The organism is Streptomyces sp. NPDC020780, from assembly GCF_044334475.1.
GTDB lineage: Bacteria > Actinomycetota > Actinomycetes > Streptomycetales > Streptomycetaceae > Streptomyces.
The window spans coordinates 136,068-155,709 of sequence record NZ_JBIRTB010000010.1; the positions used below are offsets into that span (position 1 = coordinate 136,068).

18 protein-coding genes, 1 tRNA gene and 1 pseudogene are annotated in these 19,642 nt (G+C 71.1%); 13 read left to right on the plus strand and 7 right to left on the minus strand.

Features of this window, described 5'->3' with window-relative positions:
* The first annotated feature begins 5 nt into the window (after window positions 1-5).
* Window positions 6-521 carry an SUKH-3 domain-containing protein gene (locus ACH4VO_RS20830; RefSeq protein ID WP_360987210.1) on the plus strand — a complete coding sequence of 172 codons (516 nt, stop codon included), beginning with the start codon at window positions 6-8 and terminating at the stop codon, window positions 519-521.
* Between the two features lie 84 nt (window positions 522-605).
* On the opposite strand, the gene ACH4VO_RS20835 is transcribed toward ACH4VO_RS20830, so the two are convergent.
* Window positions 606-1,922, minus strand: a complete 1,317-nt coding sequence (locus ACH4VO_RS20835) for a histidine kinase (RefSeq protein WP_360987208.1) — start codon at window positions 1,920-1,922, stop codon at window positions 606-608.
* 155 nt (window positions 1,923-2,077) lie between these two features.
* Between ACH4VO_RS20835 and ACH4VO_RS20840 the strand changes: the two genes are divergently transcribed.
* From ACH4VO_RS20840 to ACH4VO_RS20870, 7 genes are all read left to right on the plus strand, one after another.
* The gene (locus tag ACH4VO_RS20840; protein WP_360987206.1) at window positions 2,078-2,941 is read left to right on the plus strand and encodes a hypothetical protein; all 864 of its coding nucleotides are present in this window, start codon (window positions 2,078-2,080) and stop codon (window positions 2,939-2,941) included.
* A gap of 15 nt (window positions 2,942-2,956) precedes the next feature.
* Window positions 2,957-3,028: transfer RNA gene (locus tag ACH4VO_RS20845), tRNA-Gln, on the plus strand.
* A gap of 109 nt (window positions 3,029-3,137) precedes the next feature.
* Window positions 3,138-4,586: a bifunctional UDP-N-acetylglucosamine diphosphorylase/glucosamine-1-phosphate N-acetyltransferase GlmU gene (gene glmU / locus ACH4VO_RS20850; protein WP_360987204.1), complete on the plus strand. Its 1,449-nt coding sequence runs from the start codon at window positions 3,138-3,140 to the stop codon at window positions 4,584-4,586.
* A 119-nt stretch (window positions 4,587-4,705) separates the two neighbouring features.
* Entirely contained in the window at window positions 4,706-5,692 is a 987-nt protein-coding gene (locus tag ACH4VO_RS20855) for a ribose-phosphate diphosphokinase (RefSeq protein ID WP_360987202.1), read from the plus strand.
* 189 nt (window positions 5,693-5,881) lie between these two features.
* The gene (locus ACH4VO_RS20860) at window positions 5,882-6,469 is read left to right on the plus strand and encodes a 50S ribosomal protein L25/general stress protein Ctc (RefSeq protein ID WP_360987200.1); all 588 of its coding nucleotides are present in this window, start codon (window positions 5,882-5,884) and stop codon (window positions 6,467-6,469) included.
* Window positions 6,470-6,621: 152 nt separating this feature from the next.
* Complete coding sequence (pth, locus tag ACH4VO_RS20865; protein WP_360987198.1) at window positions 6,622-7,215, plus strand: aminoacyl-tRNA hydrolase; 594 nt, start codon at window positions 6,622-6,624, stop codon at window positions 7,213-7,215.
* 75 nt (window positions 7,216-7,290) lie between these two features.
* A complete protein-coding gene (locus ACH4VO_RS20870) occupies window positions 7,291-7,761 on the plus strand; it encodes a hypothetical protein (protein WP_360987196.1) in 471 nt (156 codons plus the stop codon).
* A gap of 60 nt (window positions 7,762-7,821) precedes the next feature.
* On the opposite strand, the gene ppc is transcribed toward ACH4VO_RS20870, so the two are convergent.
* Window positions 7,822-10,551: a phosphoenolpyruvate carboxylase gene (ppc, locus tag ACH4VO_RS20875; protein WP_360987194.1), complete on the minus strand. Its 2,730-nt coding sequence runs from the start codon at window positions 10,549-10,551 to the stop codon at window positions 7,822-7,824.
* A gap of 313 nt (window positions 10,552-10,864) precedes the next feature.
* Here ppc and ACH4VO_RS20880 point away from each other — a divergent pair, with 313 nt between their 5' ends.
* The 3 genes from ACH4VO_RS20880 (at window position 10,865) to ACH4VO_RS20890 (ending at window position 13,264) form a co-directional block, all read left to right on the plus strand.
* On the plus strand, window positions 10,865-11,857 hold the full coding sequence (locus ACH4VO_RS20880; protein ID WP_360987192.1) for a fatty acid desaturase: 993 nt from the start codon (window positions 10,865-10,867) through the stop codon (window positions 11,855-11,857).
* A complete protein-coding gene (locus tag ACH4VO_RS20885) occupies window positions 11,854-12,540 on the plus strand; it encodes a TetR/AcrR family transcriptional regulator (RefSeq protein ID WP_079159855.1) in 687 nt (228 codons plus the stop codon). The genes ACH4VO_RS20880 and ACH4VO_RS20885 overlap by 4 nt, the downstream gene beginning before the upstream one ends.
* A 121-nt stretch (window positions 12,541-12,661) precedes the next feature.
* The gene (locus tag ACH4VO_RS20890; RefSeq protein WP_360987388.1) at window positions 12,662-13,264 is read left to right on the plus strand and encodes a Uma2 family endonuclease; all 603 of its coding nucleotides are present in this window, start codon (window positions 12,662-12,664) and stop codon (window positions 13,262-13,264) included.
* Between the two features lie 4 nt (window positions 13,265-13,268).
* Here the strand turns inward: ACH4VO_RS20890 and ACH4VO_RS20895 are convergent, their stop codons facing one another.
* Complete coding sequence (locus tag ACH4VO_RS20895) at window positions 13,269-14,066, minus strand: trans-aconitate 2-methyltransferase (RefSeq protein WP_360987189.1); 798 nt, start codon at window positions 14,064-14,066, stop codon at window positions 13,269-13,271.
* 88 nt (window positions 14,067-14,154) lie between these two features.
* Here ACH4VO_RS20895 and ACH4VO_RS20900 point away from each other — a divergent pair, with 88 nt between their 5' ends.
* On the plus strand, window positions 14,155-14,652 hold the full coding sequence (locus ACH4VO_RS20900; RefSeq protein ID WP_360987187.1) for a MarR family transcriptional regulator: 498 nt from the start codon (window positions 14,155-14,157) through the stop codon (window positions 14,650-14,652).
* On the opposite strand, the gene ACH4VO_RS20905 is transcribed toward ACH4VO_RS20900, so the two are convergent.
* Window positions 14,611-15,447 carry a response regulator transcription factor gene (locus ACH4VO_RS20905; protein ID WP_360987185.1) on the minus strand — a complete coding sequence of 279 codons (837 nt, stop codon included), beginning with the start codon at window positions 15,445-15,447 and terminating at the stop codon, window positions 14,611-14,613. The two genes, ACH4VO_RS20900 and ACH4VO_RS20905, sit on opposite strands and share 42 nt — an antisense overlap.
* A 264-nt stretch (window positions 15,448-15,711) precedes the next feature.
* Between ACH4VO_RS20905 and ACH4VO_RS20910 the strand changes: the two are divergent.
* A pseudogene (locus ACH4VO_RS20910) lies at window positions 15,712-16,149 on the plus strand (GNAT family N-acetyltransferase); the annotation flags it as partial.
* On the opposite strand, the gene galK reads toward ACH4VO_RS20910, so the two are convergent.
* The 3 genes from galK to galT are packed head-to-tail and all read right to left on the minus strand — an operon-like array spanning window position 16,139 to window position 19,349.
* Window positions 16,139-17,332: a galactokinase gene (gene galK / locus ACH4VO_RS20915; protein WP_360987181.1), complete on the minus strand. Its 1,194-nt coding sequence runs from the start codon at window positions 17,330-17,332 to the stop codon at window positions 16,139-16,141. The pseudogene ACH4VO_RS20910 and the gene galK sit on opposite strands and share 11 nt — an antisense overlap.
* Complete coding sequence (galE, locus tag ACH4VO_RS20920; RefSeq protein ID WP_360987179.1) at window positions 17,329-18,309, minus strand: UDP-glucose 4-epimerase GalE; 981 nt, start codon at window positions 18,307-18,309, stop codon at window positions 17,329-17,331. The genes galK and galE overlap by 4 nt, the downstream gene beginning before the upstream one ends.
* A complete protein-coding gene (gene galT / locus ACH4VO_RS20925) occupies window positions 18,306-19,349 on the minus strand; it encodes a galactose-1-phosphate uridylyltransferase (protein WP_360987177.1) in 1,044 nt (347 codons plus the stop codon). The genes galE and galT overlap by 4 nt, the downstream gene beginning before the upstream one ends.
* Window positions 19,350-19,642 lie beyond the last annotated feature (293 nt).

The window sequence follows — 19,642 nt, forward strand, 5'->3', positions numbered from 1 at the left end:
GGACCATGCACGAGCGAGCCGCCGTACCCGCCCAGCAGGACCACGCCGCCACCCGGTTCCCCGCACCCGTCGACGCCGCCCTGCGCCAGGCCGGCTGGCAGCCGGGGCGCTGGGACATCCGCCAGGCCGAGGAGTGGGCCGACGCCCTGCGCTCCCACGCCTCCCCCGCCGGACACCAGCACGCCGTCTTCCCCGCGGCCGTCGAGGCCTGGGCCGAATTCGGCGGCCTGCGCGTCACCGCCTCCGCCCCGGGCCGGCAGATCGCCCCCGCCGCCGTACGCATCGACCCCATGAGCGGCCTCCACCTCGCACGCACGCTCGGCGACCTCGGACGCGCACTCGAGACCGAGGTGGCACCGCTCGGCGAGGAGGGGAACGGGCAGGCGGTGCTCGCCATCGACGTCGAAGGACGCGTCTACTCCATCGACCACACCGGCGACTGGTACCTCGGATCCGACATCGACCGCGCCCTGGAGACGCTCGTCACCGGGGTGCAGCCGGAGCGCCTCACCTCCGGCTGAACACGGCCGCCACCGGCCCACACGACACCTCAGCGCCTCCGGGCCGAAACCGCCGGACCGTTCACCCAGCGGCGGCCACACCCCTCACGCCGCCGCCCCGGCGTCCGGCAGGACCGCCGACACCCGGAAGCCACCCGCCTCCGTGGGCCCCGACACGAACACACCACCGAGCCCCAGAACCCGCTCCCGCATCCCCACCAGTCCGTTCCCCCCACTCGGCAGACCCGCGTCCGCCGTGACCCCGTCCGTCGGCCCGTTCTCCACCTGCATCGCGACCTCCGCACCCCGGTGCGCCAGCCGCACCCACGTCCTGGCGCCCGCCGCGTGCTTGTGCACGTTGGTCAGCGCCTCCTGCACCACCCGGTACGCCGTCTGCTCCACCTCGGGGGCGTACGGGCGCAGCTCGCCGACCACGGACAGCTCCACCGTCATCCCGGCCTCCCGGGACTGCGCCACCAGCGCCTCCACCTCGCGCAGGCGGGGACCGTCCTCCGCGGCCACCACCGCCGCAGCCGCCACCCGCCCCACCGAGGCCAGCGGTACCCGCCCCGGCCGCGACACCACCGCCGCGTCCCCGCTCCGCAGCACCCCGAGCATCTCCCGCAGCTCCGTCAGCGCCTGGCGGCCCATGTCACCCACCAGAGCCGCGTTGCGCACCGCCTTGGCCGGATCCTTCGGCGCCACCGCCTGGAGCGCCGCCGCGTGCACCACCATCAGGCTGACCCGGTGCGCGACCACGTCGTGCATCTCCCGGGCGATCCGGGTCCGCTCCTCCGTCCGCGCCCACTCGGCCCGCTCCTCGGCCCGGTCGGCGAGCAGCGACAGCTCCCGCTCCAGCGAGTCCGCCCGCTCCCGCAGGCTCTCCATGAGCCTGCGCCTGGCGCCGGTGTACAGGCCCAGGAGCACGGGCGGCGCCGTCAGCCCCAGCGACATGAAGAGGGAGACGACCGGGATGTACCAGACACCCGGCCCGAAGTCGGCGTGGGCGTCGACGCTCTGCCGCAGCCGCACGTAGCCGACGAGGAACGTCCCGACGAGCGTCATCCCCGACAGTGCGACGGTGATCCGGCGCGGCACGTCGGACGCGGCGAGTGTGTACAGGCCGACGAGCGCCATCAGGAAGCCCATCTCGGCGGGCGTCGTCGCTATCGAGACCAGCACCACGGCGATCGGCCAGCGCCTGCGCAGCAGCAGCACCGATCCGGCCACCAGCCCGAAGAGCACCCCGAGCGGCACCGGCAGCCCGGTGTCCCCGGCGAACTCCACCCCCTCCAGCGCGCACTCCAGCGCCGAGAAGAGCGCCAGTCCCCCGTCCAGGGCGACACTGCGCCGCCGTTCCCACCACCAGTAGCCGCGGGTGGTCGATCCCGCCGCCTCCCGGTCTGCCCCCGTTGCGGTCATGGCGTCCAGCCTACGGGCGGGCGCATCCCGTTTTCCGGAGAGTCCGGCAGCACGGAAAGCGACGGGCGGCCGGGCAGAAGTGCGTAGATCCCACGATCCGGTGAACGGGGTGGGTTTCCACCACGAACGTCCGCATTGCGGATCACCGTGTTCGTATGACGCATGCCACAGGTAAGTACGCGGACTTCGAGGGCCTCCGCGAAAAGGCGCTCGCACTGCGGCGGGAGGGGTTGAGCCGACGACAGATCCGCGACCGACTCTTCGTCGACAACAACGACATCCTGAACCGGCTCCTCCAGGGCGAGCCCGCTCCGGAGTGGACGAAGCGCCCGAACGCCAAGGACGACCTGCGCGCGAAGGCCCGGGAGCTGCGGCTCCAGGGGATGACCTACGACCAGATCCAGGTGGAGCTGGGGTGCTCTAAGGGTTCGATCTCATTGTGGGTGCGGGACCTGCCGAAGCCCGAGCGCAGCCGGTCGGCGATGGAGCAGGCACGGATCGCAGGCCGGATGCGCTGGGATCACGAACTTGCGGTGCGCGATGCGGAACGGCAGCGCACGAAGGCCACCGCCAAGAAGGATGTCGGCACCATGACGGACCGGGACCTCCTTCTCGCCGGCGCGGCCCTCTACTGGGCGGAGGGCTCCAAAGACAAACCGTACGACCGGCGCGAAACAGTCACTTTCATCAACAGTGACCCCGGGGTGGTCGAGGTATACCTAGCGTGGCTGGCGCTCATCGGTGTCGTTCCGGAACGCCTGCGCTACCGGCTGATGATTCATGAAACCGCAGATGTCCGAGCCGCCGAACATTACTGGGCGGAGTTGGTCGGCGTGGACCCCTCGGCCTTCCAGAAGACGACGCTGAAGAAACACAGTCCGAAGACCGTGCGGAAGAACGTGGGGGACGCCTACCGGGGATGTCTCGTCATCCGCGTTTCCCAGGGCGCCGAGTTGTATCGTCGAATCGAGGGTTGGTGGCACGGCATCGTGGATGAGGCCCAACTCCGGCTCAGGTAGGGTCTGACGCATTGATCCGCCGTGGGGTAGCGGCATCCCGCAGGCCTTTGGAGCCTTGAGACGCTGGTTCGAATCCAGCCGGCGGAGCCCATGCATCCGGGCCCCGACCTCACCGGTCGGGGCCCGCGCTCGTTTCGGCTGTACACGCCCCCGGTATCCTGCGGATGTCCATCACCCGAAGCCGAAGGGCATATCCGTGAGCGTCCCCTCCCCGGCCGCCGTCGTCGTCCTCGCAGCGGGTGAGGGCACCCGCATGAAGTCGAAGACCCCCAAGGTCCTGCACGAGATCTCCGGGCGCTCGCTCGTCGGACATGTCGTCGCCGCCTCCCGCGAGCTGGACCCCCAGCACCTCGTCGTGGTCGTCGGTCACGCGAGCGAGCAGGTCACCGCCCACCTCTCCGCCGGGGACGTGCCCGTGCGCACCGCCTACCAGGCCGAGCAGAACGGCACCGGGCACGCCGTGCGCATGGGGCTCGAGGAGCTCGGCGGCGTCGTCGACGGCACCGTCGTCGTCGTCTGCGGGGACACCCCGCTGCTCTCCGGCGAGACCCTCGCCGCGCTCGCCGCCACCCACACCGCGGACTCCAACGCCGTCACCGTGCTGACCGCCGAGGTCCCGGACGCCACCGGCTACGGCCGGATCGTCCGGGACGCGGCCACCGGGGCGGTCACCCAGATCGTCGAGCACAAGGACGCCACCGTCGCGCAGCGCGGTATCCGGGAGATCAACTCCGGGGTGTTCGCGTTCGACGGGCGGCTGCTGAGCGACGCGCTCGGCAAGCTGCGCACCGACAACAGCCAGGGCGAGGAGTACCTCACCGACGTGCTGTCGATCCTGCGCGAGGCGGGCCACCGGGTGGGCGCCTCGGTCGCCGGTGACCACCGGGAGATCCTCGGCATCAACAACCGGCTCCAGCTGGCCGAGGCCCGGCGGCTGCTCAACGAGCGCCTGCTGGAGCGCGCCATGCTGGCGGGCGTGAGCGTGGTGGACCCGGCGTCGACGTGGATCGACGTGACGGTGACGTACGAGCGTGACGCGGTCGTTCACCCGGGGACGCAGCTGCTGGGTACGACGCACCTCGCGGAGGACGCCGAGGTGGGCCCGAACTCCCGGCTGACGGACACCGTGGTGCACGCGGGCGCCCGGGTGGACAACACGGTCGCGGACGGCGCCGAGGTGGGCCCCGGGGCGACCGTCGGGCCGTTCGCCTACCTGCGGCCGGGCACGCGGCTGGGGGCGAGGTCGAAGGCCGGTACGTACGTCGAGATGAAGAACGCCACGATCGGCGAGGGCACCAAGGTCCCCCACCTGAGCTACGTCGGCGACGCGACGATCGGCGACCACACGAACATCGGTGCGGCCAGCGTCTTCGTCAACTACGACGGGGTGGCCAAGCACCACACGACGATCGGGTCACACTGCCGGACCGGCTCCGACAATATGTTTGTGGCGCCTGTCACGGTCGGGGACGGCGTGTACACCGCGGCCGGTTCGGTCATCACGAAGGACGTGCCGGCCGGCTCACTGGCCGTGGCACGGGGCCAGCAGCGGAATATCGAGGGCTGGGTGGCGCGGAAGCGTCCCGGCAGCGCGGCTGCTCAGGCGGCTCAGGCGGCCTCGGAGGAGGCCGGCGGCGAAAGCTGACCGGAAACAGGTGCGCCCCAGGCGGCGTACCGTGATAGATGCTCACCCATTTCGGCTGGCTCGTCGCACATCGGGACACCTGCGCGCGGGGCCAGATACACGTCTGAGGAGACTGTGCTGTGACCGGGATCAAGACGACCGGCGAGAAGAAACTGATGCTCTTCTCCGGCCGCGCCCACCCCGAGCTGGCCGAGGAGGTCGCACATCAGCTGGGTGTCGGCCTCGTGCCGACGAAGGCCTTCGATTTCGCCAACGGTGAGATCTACGTGCGGTTCCAGGAGTCCGCCCGCGGTGCCGACTGCTTCCTGATCCAGAGCCACACGGCTCCGATCAACAAGTGGATCATGGAGCAGCTCATCATGCTGGACGCGCTGAAGCGCGCGTCCGCCCGGTCGATCACGGTGATCGTGCCGTTCTACGGCTATGCCCGTCAGGACAAGAAGCACCGCGGCCGCGAGCCGATCTCGGCGCGGCTGATCGCCGACCTGATGAAGACGGCGGGTGCCGACCGCATCCTCACCGTGGACCTGCACACCGACCAGATCCAGGGCTTCTTCGACGGCCCGGTGGACCACCTGTTCGCGCTGCCGATACTGGCCGACTACGTCGGTGCCAAGGTCGACCGCTCGAAGCTGACGATCGTCTCGCCGGACGCCGGCCGGGTGCGTGTCGCCGACCGCTGGTGCGACCGTCTGGACGCGCCGCTGGCGATCGTGCACAAGCGCCGTGACAAGGACGTGCCGAACCAGGTCAGCGTCCACGAGGTCGTCGGCAACGTCGAGGGCCGGGTGTGTGTCCTGGTGGACGACATGATCGACACCGGTGGCACGATCTGCGCCGCCGCCGACGCCCTGTTCGCGCACGGTGCGGCGGACGTCATCGTGACGGCGACGCACGGTGTGCTGTCCGGACCCGCCGCGGACCGTCTGAAGAACTCCAAGGTGAGCGAGTTCGTCTTCACGGACACCCTGCCGACCCCGGGCGAGCTGGAGATCGACAAGATCACGGTGCTGTCCATCGCGCCGACGATCGCGCGCGCGGTGCGTGAGGTCTTCGAGGACGGCTCGGTGACGAGCCTCTTCGAGGAGCAGGGCGACGGCGAGTAGTACGGCGGCGGTCACCTGCGGGTGATCCACTTGGGGCGCGGCCTCCCCGGCGGGTAGACTCAGCGAGTTGCTCGGCGAGGGAGGCCGTACCTGTTGGTGCGGCGGTCCGTTATCGACGCGCTCTTCGTAGCAGGCCTGTCGTGGGCCGGGTGACCGCCAGTCGTCTTTTCACCTTACGAGGAGTGCATCATGGCCGAGATCAAGCTCGCCGCAGAGGTCCGTACCGAGTTCGGCAAGGGCGCCGCCCGCCGTACCCGTCGTGCCAACCTGGTCCCCGCGGTCGTCTACGGCCACGGTGCCGAGCCGGTCCACATCACGCTGCCGGGTCACGAGCTGCTTCTGGCGCTCCGTACGGCCAACGTCCTGATCGGTCTCGAGATCAACGGCAAGAACGCCCTGGTCATCCCGAAGGCCGTGCAGCGCAACGCCATCAAGGGCAACATCGAGCACGTCGACCTGCTGACCGTGACGCGCGGCGAAAAGGTCGAGGTCGAGATCGCGGTGCACGTCGAGGGCGACCTGGCCCCGGGCGGCAACCTGCTCGAGTACGTCCAGAACACGCTGCTCGTCGAGGCCGAGGCCACCCACATCCCCGAGTCCGTGACGGTCTCCGTCGCGGGCCTGGACGCCGGTGACTCGATCCTCGCCAAGGACATCCCGCTGCCGTCGGGTTCGGTGCTGGCCGGTGACGAGGACGCCGTCGTGCTCCAGGTCGTCTCCGCGCAGGCCGAGGAGCCGGCTGCCGAGGGCGCCGAGGCCACGGGCACCGAGGCCTGAGCCTCACCCCACCTGCTTGACTGACGGGGTGGCGGTTCCCTTCGGGGGCCCGCCGCCCCGTTTCCCGTACGCGGGCGCGCATGCCTGTGCCCGTGGCCCGCGACCCCCTGTTCCCGCACCAGTCGTCCGTACCGCGAGGAGACCGAGCACAGATGTCCGACGCCACCGACCCCTGGCTGATCGTGGGCCTCGGCAACCCCGGCCCCGAGTACGCAGCGAACCGGCACAACGTCGGGTTCATGGTCGCCGATCTGCTGGCGGAGCGGGTCGGCGGGAAGTTCAAGCGCGCGCAGAAGGCGCAGGCGCAGGTCGTGGAGGGCCGGATGGGTCCGCCGGGGCCGTCGAGCCGCCGTGTGGTGCTGGCCAAGCCGATGTCGTTCATGAACCTCTCCGGGGGGCCCGTGACCGCGCTGCGGGACTTCTACAAGGTGCCCACGGACCACGTCGTGGCCGTGCACGACGAGTTGGACATCGACTTCGGGGTGCTGCGGCTGAAGCTGGGGGGCGGTGACAACGGGCACAACGGGCTGAAGTCGATGACGAAGGCGATGGGCCCGGACTACCACCGGGTGCGGTTCGGGATCGGCCGGCCGCCGGGGCGCATGCAGGTCGCGGACTTCGTGCTCAAGGACTTCTCGGGCGCGGAGCGCAAGGAGCTGGCGTATCTGGTGGACCGGGCGGCCGACTCCGTCGAGTCGTTGCTGGCGGACGGGCTGGAGCGGGCCCAGTCCACGTACAACTCCTGACATTCCCGCTGGTTCCCGGGCCTTTTTCGGCCACAGGTTGACCGAGGGGACGGCTCTGCCCAAAGATCGGCCCCCATGAAGCGGAGCTCCTCCCACCGGCTGCTGGCCCACGGCCGTTCGTTCGCGGCGGGCTGCGTGGTCCTCCTGCTGCTGGTCGCCGGCGCCTGGACCTCGTGGAACACGGCGCACCACATCGTCCTGGCAACGGGCCGCGAGCACGGCACGATGGCCGTCACGGGCTGCGGTGAGGACGTGTGTTCGGGTTCGTTCGCGCCGGACGCGAAGTCGCGGGAGCGGACCGGGGTGACGATCGAGCGGTCCGTCGCGGTGCGCAAGGGCGACCGCTTCCCCGTCGTGGTGAAGCCCGGGACCGGCGAGGTCGTGCGGACGGGGACGGCGGGGCTCCTGCACGCGTGGGTGCCGTTCGGCGGAGCCCTGGTGCTGGCCGCGTTCCTGATCGGCGGTGGGCTGCGGATGACGCGTACGGCGTGGGGCGCGGGGATCGCGGGTGCGGTCCTGCTGGCGGCGACGTTCGTCGCCCTGTGACAGGACCGCACCCGCGCGTGTTCTCGCCGGGGACGCCGGTGCCGCGCGTCCCCCTGCGGGTCAGCCGGTGTTGCGGAGGCCGGCCGCGACACCGTTGACGGTGAGGAGCAGGGCGCGGGCGAGCAGCGGGTCCGGGTCTTCGCCGCGTTCGGCGGCCTGGCGCTGGCGGGCGAGCAGGGACACCTGGAGGTAGGAGATCGGGTCCAGGTAGGCGTCACGGATGGCGAAGGTCTGCTGGAGCACCGGGCTGGTGTCCAGGAGTTCCTTGCCGCCGGTGACCTTGAGGACTTCCTGCACGGTGAGGGCGTGTTCGGCCTCGATGACGTCGAAGACGTGCGTGAGCTCGTCGGGTACGAGGGTGTCGACGTAGTGCCGGGCGATGCGCAGGTCGGTCTTGGCGAGGGTCATCTCCACGTTGGAGATGAAGTTCCGGAAGAAGTGCCACTGTTCGTGCATCTCGTCCAGGACGGTGTCGAGGCCGGCTTCGCGCAGGGCCTTGAGGCCGGAGCCGACGCCGAACCAGCCGGGGACGATCTGCCGTGACTGGGTCCAGCCGAAGACCCAGGGGATGGCGCGCAGGCCGTCGAGCGAGACGCCCGAGCCGGGGCGGCGGGAGGGCCGCGAGCCCAGGTGCAGGTCGGCGAGCTGGTCCACCGGGGTGGAGGCGAGGAAGTACGCCGGCAGGTCGGGGTCCTCGACGAGCTTGCGGTAGGCGTGGTGGGCGGCGTCGGAGACGGTGTCCATGGCCGCGTCCCAACGGGCGAGCGCTTCGTCGGACTGGCGGGGCGCGGTGTGGAGCGCGGAGGCCTGGAGGGTGGCCGCGACGGTCAGCTCCAGGTTCTCCCGGGCGAGGGCGGGGATGAGGTACTTGTCGGAGATGACCTCGCCCTGTTCGGTGACCTTGATCTCGCCTTCGAGGGTGCCCCAGGGCTGGGCGAGGATCGCGTCGTGGGAGGGGCCGCCGCCGCGGCCGACGGTGCCGCCGCGGCCGTGGAAGAGGCGCAGGCGTACGCCGTAGCGGTGGGCCACGTCGCGGAGCCGGCGCTGGGCGCGGTGGATCTCCCACTGGGAGGTGGTGATGCCGCCGAACTTGGAGGAGTCGGAGTAGCCGAGCATGACCTCCTGGACGTCTCCGCGCAGGGAGACCAGGCGGCGGTAGGACGGGTCGGCGAGCATCTCGTCGAGGATGACGTCGGCGGCCTTGAGCTCGTCGGTGGTCTCCAGGAGGGGGACGATACCGATCTTGGCCCAGCCCCCGTGGAGGTCGACGAGTCCGGCCTCACGGGCGAGGACGGCGGCGGCGAAGACGTCGTCGGCGCCCTGGCACATCGAGATGATGTAGGACTCGATGACCTCGGGGCCGAAGCGCTCGAAGGCCTGCTTGATGGTGTGGAAGACGCCGAGGGTCTTCTCGCCGGCGGCGTCGAGCGGGGCGGGTGTGGGGGCGAGGGGGCGGCGGGAGCGGAGTTCCTTGGCGAGGAGCTTCTGCCGGTAGTCGCGGGGCATGTCGGCGTAGCGCCAGGATTCCTCGCCGAGCCGGTCGAAGAGCTGGCCGAGGGCGTGGTGGTGGGCGTCGGCGTGTTCGCGGACGTCCATGGTGGCGAGCTGGAGGCCGAAGGCGGCGAGGGTGCGGATGGTGCGGTCCATGCGGCCGTCGGCGAAGAGTCCGCCGCGGTGCTCGCGGAGCGAGGTCTGGATGAGGACCAGGTCGGCGATGAGTTCCGCGGTGCCGAGGTAGTCGCAGCCGGGGCGGTGGGGGGTGCCGGAGGCGAGGCGCTCGCGGGTGTTCACGAGCTTCTGGCGGATGCAGGTGGCCTTGAGCCGGTAGGGCTCCTCGGCGTTCAGCCGCTTGTAGCGGGGGCTGATCTCGGGGAGGCGCTCCAGGTCGGTCTGGAGGGAGGTGAGGAGCTCGTCGGTGGCTCCGGTGTAGCGGATGGAGTTGGAGAGCAGTCCGCGCAGGTGGTCGATGAGTTCGAGGGCGTCGGTGATGCCGTGTTCGTGCTGGAGGATCAGGACGTCCCAGGTGACGGCGGGCGTCACGTTGGGGTTGCCGTCGCGGTCGCCGCCGATCCAGGTGCCGAAGGTGAGGGGGCGGGTGCCTGCGGGCAGTTCGACGCCGACGCGTTCGAGTTCGGCGGCGAGGTCCTCCAGGACGTCGCCGACGGCGTTGGCGTGGAGCTCGTCGAGGTAGTAGATGGCGTTGCGGGCCTCGTCGGCCGGTTCGGGGCGTACGACGCGGAGTTCGTCCGTCTGCCAGATGAGGTCGATGTTCTCGGCGAGCCGCAGGTCCTGGCGGCGGCGGTCGGCCTCGATGACGGGGGTTTCCAGGAGCGCGGCGATGCGGCGGAGCTTGTTGAGTACGGAGCGGCGGGCGGCTTCGGTGGGGTGGGCGGTGAAGACGGGCCGTACGTTGAGGTTCTTGACGGTCTCGCGCAGGTGCTCGGGGTCGGCGTCCTTGAGGCGGTCGGCGGTGCGGGCCAGGAGCCCGCCCTCGGCGGCCCGGCGGTCGCGCATCTCGTGGGCGCGGTGGACCTGCTCGGTGACGTTGGCGAGGTGGAAGTAGGTGGAGAAGGCGCGCACGAGCTGTGCGGCGGTCTCCAGGTCGGTGTCGCCGAGGAGCTCGGCCGCGGCCTCGCCGTCGGTGCGGGTCAGGGCGCGGACGCGCTCGACGAGGTCGAGGAGCTCCTGCCCCTCCTGGCGTACGAGGGTCTCGCCCAGCAGGTCGCCGAGGCGGCGGATGTCCGCGCGCAGCTCGGTGCTGGCGGCAGGGGTCTGGTCGGCACTGCTCACAGTGTGCGGCTCCTTGCAGTGGTTGAGCACTTCTGTCACAGGGGGTCCGGGGTTGTCGCGGTACTGACGTCACCCGGGAAAGCAGAGTGCGGACCGCGCTGTCCGACCCACCCAGGATAGGTGTCCGGGGCTTCGGCGTGCTCGCTGCCCCGGGGGGTATCCGTCACGGGGGGTGTCGGCGGTGCCCCCAGGGGTTCCCGTGGCGGCGCTCTCGTGTTGCGGGCCTCTTCGCTGCCATACTTACGTTGCCGTAGGTTACGGAAGCGTAGCCCGGTCATTTCGTCATATTTCCTCACCCCACGGGGGACTGCCGATGCCTACCCGCCCCGATGTGATCGACGACGGCCTGCCGACGGCGGCCGCCGGGACCGTACCCGCCTCCGCCTCCGCCACACTCGGCGGTGACAAGAAGCGTTCCGTCGAGCAGATCGCGCTGCTGCTGTTCATCGTGGTGCCCTTCGCGGCCCTGGTCGCGGCGGTGCCGCTGGCGTGGGGACGCGGTGTCAGCTGGCTCGACCTCGGACTGCTGGTCGTCATGTACTACTGGGGCTGCCACGGCGTGACGATCGGCTTCCACCGCTACTTCACGCACGGCTCCTTCAAGGCCTCCCGGCCGCTGCGCATCACCCTGGCCGTCGCGGGGTCGATGGCGGTCGAGGGACCACTGGTGCGCTGGGTGGCCGATCACCGCAAGCACCACCGGTTCTCCGACGCGGAGGGCGACCCGCACTCGCCGTGGCGGTTCGGCGAGAACCTGCCGGCCCTGCTGAAGGGCCTGTGGTGGGCGCACATCGGCTGGATGTTCAACGAGGAGCAGACACCCCAGCAGAAGTACGCCCCGGACCTGGTCCAGGACCCGGCCATGCGTGCCATCTCGCGTCACTTCCTCTCCTTCACCATCGCCTCGCTGGCCATTCCGCCGCTGGTCGGCGGCCTGGTGACCATGTCGTGGTGGGGTGCGTTCACCGCGTTCTTCTGGGGTTCGCTGGTCCGGGTAGCCCTGCTGCACCACGTGACCTGGTCGATCAACTCGATCTGCCACGCCGTCGGCAAGCGGCCCTTCAAGTCCCGCGACCGGTCGGGGAACGTCTGGTGGCTGGCGGTCCTCTCGTGCGGCGAGTCCTGGCACAACCTGCACCACGCCGACCCGACGAGCGCGCGGCACGGCGTGCTGAGGGGACAGATCGATTCGAGCGCCCGGCTGATCCGCTGGTTCGAGAAGCTGGGCTGGGCGCACGACGTGCGCTGGCCCGACGCCTCGCGTATCGCCGCCCGGCGCAAGCCCGCGACGGCCGACCCTGCATGATTGACGACGTGGCGACCGACGGAAGCACCAGCGGCGAGAAGAGCAGGACTGCCCCTGCGCGCCGGACCAGGCGGGTCCGGATGACGGGCAAGGAGCGCCGCGAGCAACTGCTGGACATCGGCCGCGCCCTGTTCGCCGACAAGGGTTTCGAGGGCACCTCGGTCGAGGAGATCGCGGCGCGCGCCGGAGTGTCCAAGCCGGTGGTGTACGAGCACTTCGGCGGCAAGGAGGGGCTGTACGCCGTGGTCGTCGACCGCGAGATGCGCCAGCTCCTGGACCTGGTGACCGGCGCCCTCACGGCAGGTCATCCGCGGGAGCTCCTGGAGCAGGCGGCGTTCGCGCTGCTCGACTACATCGAGACGTACACGGACGGGTTCCGGATCCTGGTCCGGGACTCTCCGGTCGCGCAGTCCACGGGGACCTTCGCCTCGCTGATCAGCGACATCGCGACCCAGGTCGAGGACATCCTCGGCCTGGAGTTCAAGGCCCGCGGCTTCGACCCGAAGCTGGCGCCGCTGTACGCGCAGGCGCTGGTCGGCATGGTGGCACTGACCGGCCAGTGGTGGCTGGACGTCCGCAAGCCGAAGAAGGCGGAGGTCGCGGCCCACCTGGTGAACCTCTGCTGGCACGGCCTGGAGAACCTGGAGGCGAAGCCGCGGCTGATCGGGCACCGGAAGAGCTGACCGGCACTCCGGCGCGAGCCCGTCCCGTCACCGCGTCCTTCGTCACCCGTCGTGATGACGCCTGCGGATTCCCGGCCGTACCGTGGTCGGGAGGGCAGAGGATTCGTCCATGGGAGGAACCATGACCGCCGAGCCGACCACCGCGCACAGCTCCCGCTGGCCGGTGCCCCCGCAGGACGGATACACCGTGGACGATCTGTTCACGCTGCCCGATCTCCCGCCGCACACGGAATTGCTCGACGGGAGCCTGATCTTCGTGAGTCCGCAGCGCATCTTTCACAGCCTCGTGATCGACCTGCTGACCTACGGGCTGCGCAGCAGTGCGCCCCGTGAGCTGAAGGTCGTGCGCGAGATGACCGTGGTCCTCGACCGCCGCAACGGGCCGGAGCCGGATGTCTCCGTCGTCCGGGCGGAAGCGGTCACCAGCCGGGAGCTGACCCGGTTCGAGGCCGCCGACGTGCTGCTCGCCGTCGAGGTGGTCTCGCCGGACTCCGAGGCGCGGGACCGTGACACCAAGCCGCAGAAGTACGCGGCGGCCGGCATCCCGCACTTCTGGCTGGTCGAGATGGCCGGCAGCGACCGGCACCCGGTCGTGCGGGTCTACGAACTGGACCCGGTGAACAAGGCGTACGCCCTGACGGGCATCCACCATGACCGGCTCAAGACCGGGGTTCCGTTCCCCGTCGATGTCGACATCTCGCCGGAAGCTCTCGATCGGCTCTGAGCGCTCACCCGGCAGTCCTGGTCACCGCGAAGACGCGGCGGAACGGGAACACCGTGCCGTGCGGGCCCGCCGGGTAGACGGGGCGCAGCAGGTCGCGGTATTCGGTGACGAAGGCGTCGCGTGCGTCGGGGTCGTCGGCGAGGGCGGTGAGGACGGGGCGCAGGCCGGTCCCCTTCACCCAGTCCAGGACGGCGTCCTCCCCCTGGAGCAGGTGCAGGTAGGTGGTCTCCCAGACGTCGGCCGTACGGCCGGGCGCGGTGAGGTGGCGCAGGTACTCCGCCGGGGTGAGGACCGCGTCGTCGTGGCGTAGCAGACCGCCGAGCCGGTCGCGCCAGGCCGGGGACCCGGCCAGTTGGCGCAGGAGGGTGTGGCTGGGGGCGCCGAAGTTGCCGGGGACCTGGAAGGCGAGGACGCCGCCGGGGGTGAGGGCGTCGAGCCAGACGGGGATGCGGTCGGCATGGCCGGGGACCCATTGGAGCAGGGCGTTGGAGACGATGAGGTCGTACGGCTCGTCCGGGATCCAGGTCGCGGCGTCGGCCTCGGCGAAGTCGAGCCGGGGTCCCGCGTGGGCGCGGGCCCGCTCCAGCATCTGGGGGGAGTTGTCGTACCCGGTGACGCGGGCCTGTGGCCACCGGTCGGCGAGCAGGGCCGTGACGTTGCCGGGGCCGCAGCCCAGGTCGGCGATCCGTGGGGCGGGGTCGTGGGGAAGCGGCCCGATCCGGGCCAGGAGATCGTGGAAGGGCCGGGTGCGGTGGTCCGCGTGGCGCAGGTACTGTCGCGGGTCCCAGGTCGGTGCGCTCATGCGCCCAGGATCACCGGGGGGATATCTTGATGTCAAGACACTTGAATTCAAGAGACTTCATGTCGAGGGACCCTCTACACTGATCGACATGGAGGACGAGGTCGACCGACTGGTCGCTGCATGGCGCCGCGAGCGCCCCGACCTCGACGTGGAACCACTCGAGGTCCTGAGCCGCGTCTCCCGCCTGGCCCGCCATCTCGACCGGGCCCGCAGGATCGCCTTCGCCGAGCACAGTCTGGAGCCGTGGGAGTTCGACGTCCTGACGTCCCTGCGCCGCGCCGGCGCACCGTACCAGCTCTCCCCCGGCCAGCTCCTCACCCAGACACTCGTCACCTCGGGCACGATGACGAACCGCATCGACCGGCTCACCAAGAAGAACCTCGTCGAGCGGCTGCCCGACCCGAGCGACCGCCGCGGCGTCCTCGTACGGCTGACGGACCTGGGCCGCGACAAGGCCGACCAGTCGCTGGCCGGGCTGCTCGCCCAGGAGCGCACCATCCTCGGCGAGCTCTCCCCCCGGCAGCGCGCCGAACTGGCCGGTCTGCTACGCCAGTTGACCGCCCCGTTCGACAACATCCCCGGTTAGGACCGGTAGTGAGTTGTCCCGCGGCGTCGCGGGGCAACTCACTACAGGCCCTAGGTCGGCCGGCCCCACACCGGCCCGCCGGGCCAGCGCCACCGCGGCCAGCGTCGAGTGCACGCCCAGCTTCCCCAGCACGTTCTGCATGTGCGTACGCACCGTGTGCGGGGAGAGGAAGAGCCGCTCGGCGACCGCCTTGCGACCCAGCCCCGCCACCATGCAGCGCAGCACCTCGCGCTCGCGCGGCGTCAGCGACTCCACGAGCTGCTCGCCCTCCGTACGGTGCTTGCGCGCGGCGGTCAGCTCCCGCAGGACACCGGTGAGCAGGGCGGCCGGCAGATGCGTCTCGTCCCGCAGCACACCCCGGACGACCGTCAGCAGCCGCTGCAGCGAACAGTCCTTGGCGACCCACCCCGACGCGCCCGCCTGCAGTGCCAGCGCGGCCCGGCGCGGGTCGTCCCTCTCGGCGAGCACCACGGTACGCATCGACGGCCGGCCCGCCCGCACCTCGGCGACCAGCGAGATTCCGTCCACCGGGCCCTGCCCGTCCGGCGCCCGCGGCGCGGGCACGACGGGAGTGCGGCCCGCGGGCACGACGCCCAGCTCGGCGTCGACCAGCATCACGTCGTAGGGGCGTCCCTCGGTGCCCGCGCGCTCCAGACACCGCACCGCGGCGGGACCACTGCCCGCCGCCGACACGTCGACGTCCGGTTCCGCGGCGAGGGCCGCCGCGAGGGATTCGGCAAAGATGCGGTGGTCGTCGACCACCAGAACCCGGATACGAGCCACAGACACCCCCATGCCGCGTCAGCTCCCGGGGCGCCCCGTGCGGCCTGCCCCGCCGGGGACGGACCGCTGCGGACACGGCGCCCGGACCGCTGGGCCACCGCCGTCCACGGCCGCCGCCGTGGACCGGCCGCCACCCGTCCGGGCGCCGTGTCCGACTGTCTCATCCCCTGAAACAGCACCGGCCCCCACCGGTGCTGTCCATCAGCCTACGGCGGGTAGGGGACCGCGGAAGGCGATTCGAAGAACTGACAGGTGACGGTGTTCAGGGTGTGATGCATGTTCCGTCTTGAAACAGAAGTGGACAAGGAACGTCGTGTTCTGCTGGGTCGCCGGCTGCACGAGGACAACCGGGACGGATCACCGCAGCTGCGCGCCCTGCACACCACCGCGGCCGAGCGGGAACTCCCGCTGGAGGTCTGGCTCCTCGACGAGGAGGGGGCGCTCGCCGGCGGGCTGGCCGGACGGACCTGGGCCCACTGGCTCCACGTGGACCTGCTCTGGGTGGATCCCCGCCACCGCGGCGGCGGGCTGGGCTCGCGCCTGCTGGGCGAGGCGGAGCGCCTCGCCCGCGACGACCGGGCCTGTACCCGCTCCCGGCTGGAGACCTGGGACTTCCAGGCCCCCGCCTTCTACCGGAAGAAGGGGTACGAGGTGGTCGGTGAGGTCGCCGACTACCCGCCCGGCGTCGTCGAGTACATCCTCGTCAAGCGGCTGGAGCGATCCGCCGGGCCCCCGCCGAAGGAACCGCGGGGAAGATTCCCGGGGTGGCGTAGCCGGCCGAGGTGAAGGCCTCCGACACGGCCTTGGCGACCGTGTCCGCCACGGCCTCCTCGACGAGCACGACGGCCGAGCCGCCGAAGCCGCCGCCCGTCATCCGCGCGCCGAGCGCCCCCGCCGCGTTCGCCGCGGAGACCACCAGGTCGAGCTCGGGGCAGGAGACCCGCAGATCGTCGCGGAGGGAGACGTGTCCCTCGGTGAGCACCGGACCGGCCGCCCGCACCTCACCCGCGTCGAGCAGCGCGATCACCTGCTCCACCCGGTGGTTGTCGCTCACGACGTGACGGACGTAGCGGACGACGGACTCGTCCTCGCCGGCCGCCGCCAGGGTGCCGAGCGCGGCTTCCAGTCCCTCGTACGGAAGGTCGCGCAGGGTTCCTATGCCCAGGGCGCGGGCTCCCGCCTCGCAACCGGCCCGGCGCTCCGCGTACGCGCCGTCGCCCAGGGCGTGCTTGACCCGGGTGTCGACGACCATGAGCTGCAGGCCCTGTGCGGCCAGGTCGAAGGGGACCTGGCGCTGGGTGAGGTCGCGGGTGTCGAGGTGGAGGGCGTGTCCCCGCGTGCAGCAGGCCGATGCCATCTGGTCCATGACCCCGCACGGCACACCGACGAACGCGTTCTCGGCGCGCCGGCCGAGGACCGCGAGCTCCGGTGCGCTCAGGCCCAGCCCGAAGAGGTCGTTCAGGGCGAGTGCGGTGACGACCTCCAGGGCGGCGGACGAGGAGAGTCCCGCGCCCACGGGGACGGTCGAGGTGAGCTCGATGTCCGCGCCGGTGACGGGGTGCCCCGCCTCGCGCAGCGCCCAGACGACACCGGCCGGGTAGGCCGCCCAGCCGTGGCCCGCGTGCGGGGCCAGCTCCTCGACACGCAGGGATACGACTCCGCCCGGCACGTCGGTGGAGTGCAGCCGCAGTACGCCGTCGGTGCGGCGGGCGACGGCCGCGCGGGCGCTGTGCGGGAGGGCGAGCGGCAGGACGAAGCCGTCGTTGAAGTCGGTGTACTCACCGATCAGGTTCACCCGTCCGGGTGCCGCCCATATCCCCTCGGGCGCGGTCCCGTACAGCTCGGCGAAGGCGGCGGTCAGAGCGGTGTCGCTCAGAGCCTCGGTCAACTCGGTCATGAGGTGGTGCGTTCCTCTCGGCGGGCGAACGCCCAGGCGTCGGCGACGATTCCGGCCAGGTCGGCGCGGGACGGCTTCCAGCCGAGCCGTTCCCTGGCGGTGGCTGCGGAGGCGACGAGTACGGCCGGATCGCCGCCGCGCCGGGGGGCGGTGGTCTCGGGTACGGGGCGGCCGGTGACCTGCCGGACGGTCTCGATGACCTCCCGTACGGAGAAGCCGTTGCCGTTGCCGAGGTTGCAGATCAGGTGCTCGCCCGCGGTGGCGGCGTCCAGGGCCAGCAGGTGGGCCTCGGCGAGGTCGGCGACGTGGATGTAGTCGCGTACGCAGGTGCCGTCCGGTGTCGGGTAGTCGTCGCCGTACACGGAGATCGACTCGCGCCGGCCGAGCGCGACCTGGAGCACCAGGGGGATCAGGTGCGACTCGGGGTCGTGGCGTTCGCCGTGGCTGCCGTAGGCGCCGGCGACGTTGAAGTAGCGCAGGGAGACCGCGGCCAGGCCGTGCGCGGCGGCCTCCCCGGTGATCATGTGGTCGACGGCGAGCTTGGTGGCCCCGTAGGGGTTGGTGGGTGCGGTGGGGTCGGACTCGGTGATGGGGCTGGAGACCGGCTCCCCGTACGTCGCGGCGGTGGAGGAGAACACCAGGGTCCGCACCCCGGCGTCGCGCATCGCGGCGAGCAGGGCGGTCGTCCCGCCGACGTTGTTCACCCAGTACTTCTCCGGGTTCACCACGGACTCCCCCACCTGGGAGGACGCGGCGAAGTGCAGGACTCCGTCGTAGGAGGCGTCGAGCCACTTCGCGGCGTCCTGGACGCGGCCCTCGATGAACTCGGCCCCCTCGGGGACCCCCTCGCGGAAACCGGTCGACAGGTCGTCCAGCACGGTCACGGTGTGACCGGCCTCCAGCAGATGGGCGGCGACGACACCCCCGACGTATCCCGCACCGCCTGTGACCAGGTACTTCTTACCGAGGTTATTCACTCGCTCGCTACCTCTCGCAGTCGCTGGGCCGCGGCCTCCGGCGGCACGTCGTTGATGAACACGCCCATGCCGGACTCGGAGCCCGCGAGGAACTTCAGCTTGCCCGAGGTGCGCCGAATGGTGAAAAGCTCCAGGTGGAGCCCGAACTCCTCCCGCCCGGGCACCGCGAACGGTGCCTGGTGCCAGGCGGAGATGTACGGGGTCGGCGGCTCCCCGGCGCCGAAGATCCGGTCGAACCGCCTCAAGAGTTCCAGATAGACCTGTGGGAACTCCGTGCGGGCCGCGTCGTCGAGCTCCCGCAGGTCGGGGACGCGGCGGCGTGGGTACAGGTGCACCTCGTAGGGCCAGTGCGCCGCGTACGGCACGAACGCCACCCAGTGCGCGCCCTCCAGGACGACGCGCGATCCGTCGGCCAGCTCCCGGGCGACGACATCGTCGAAGAGGTTGCGGCCGGTCTCCGCGCGGTGGGCCCCGGCCGAGCGCATCATCAGCTCGGTGCGCGGGGTGACGAAGGGGTAGCCGTAGATCTGCCCGTGCGGGTGGCCCAGCGTGACACCGATCTCCGCACCCCGGTTCTCGAAGCAGAACACCTGGGTGACCTGCGGGAGTTCGGCGAGGTCGGCCGTCCGGTCGGTCCAGGCCTCCAGGACGAGGGCGGCCTGCTCCTCGGTGAGCCCGGCGAAGGACACGTCGTGGTCGGAGGTGAAGCAGACGACCTCGCAGCGGCCCGAGTCACCGGCGAGGGACGGGAAACGGTTCTCGAAGACGGCGACGTCGTAGTGCGCGTCGGGGATCTCGCTCAGCCGGCCGTCCCGCGAGGGGCAGAGCGGGCACTCGTCGGCCGGCGGATGGTAGGTCCGCCCCTGCCGGTGCGAGGCGACGGCCACCGAGTCGCCCAGCAGCGGGTCGCGGCGGATCTCCGAGGACGTCGAGACGGCGTCGAGCGGCCGCTGGTCGACGGCCTCGCGGACGGTGTCGTCCGCGGAGTCGTAGTAGATCAGCTCACGGCCGTCGGCAAGCGTTGTGACCGTCTTCTTCACCAGGCTCCTCCATGGGATCACCCTCCAACATAAGCGCACATAACAAATCACAAGCAAACACGCTAGTCAATGCTGCGCCCGCCCTGCGGGCCGCGTACGGCAAGCAGAGGCCGCGGCTGTGGCTGCTTCCCACCGCCTGGCCACGAGCGAACAGAAAGGCCCACCGGCACGGTTTCGTCGACGGACGAACGGGCGGGGGCTCCGTCGGGTTCGGTTCGCGCGACGAGCGGTACCCGGTTGCCCGACGGAGCATGAAGCCGGGGGCGTCGGGGGCGGCCGGCCCGCCGTGCGCG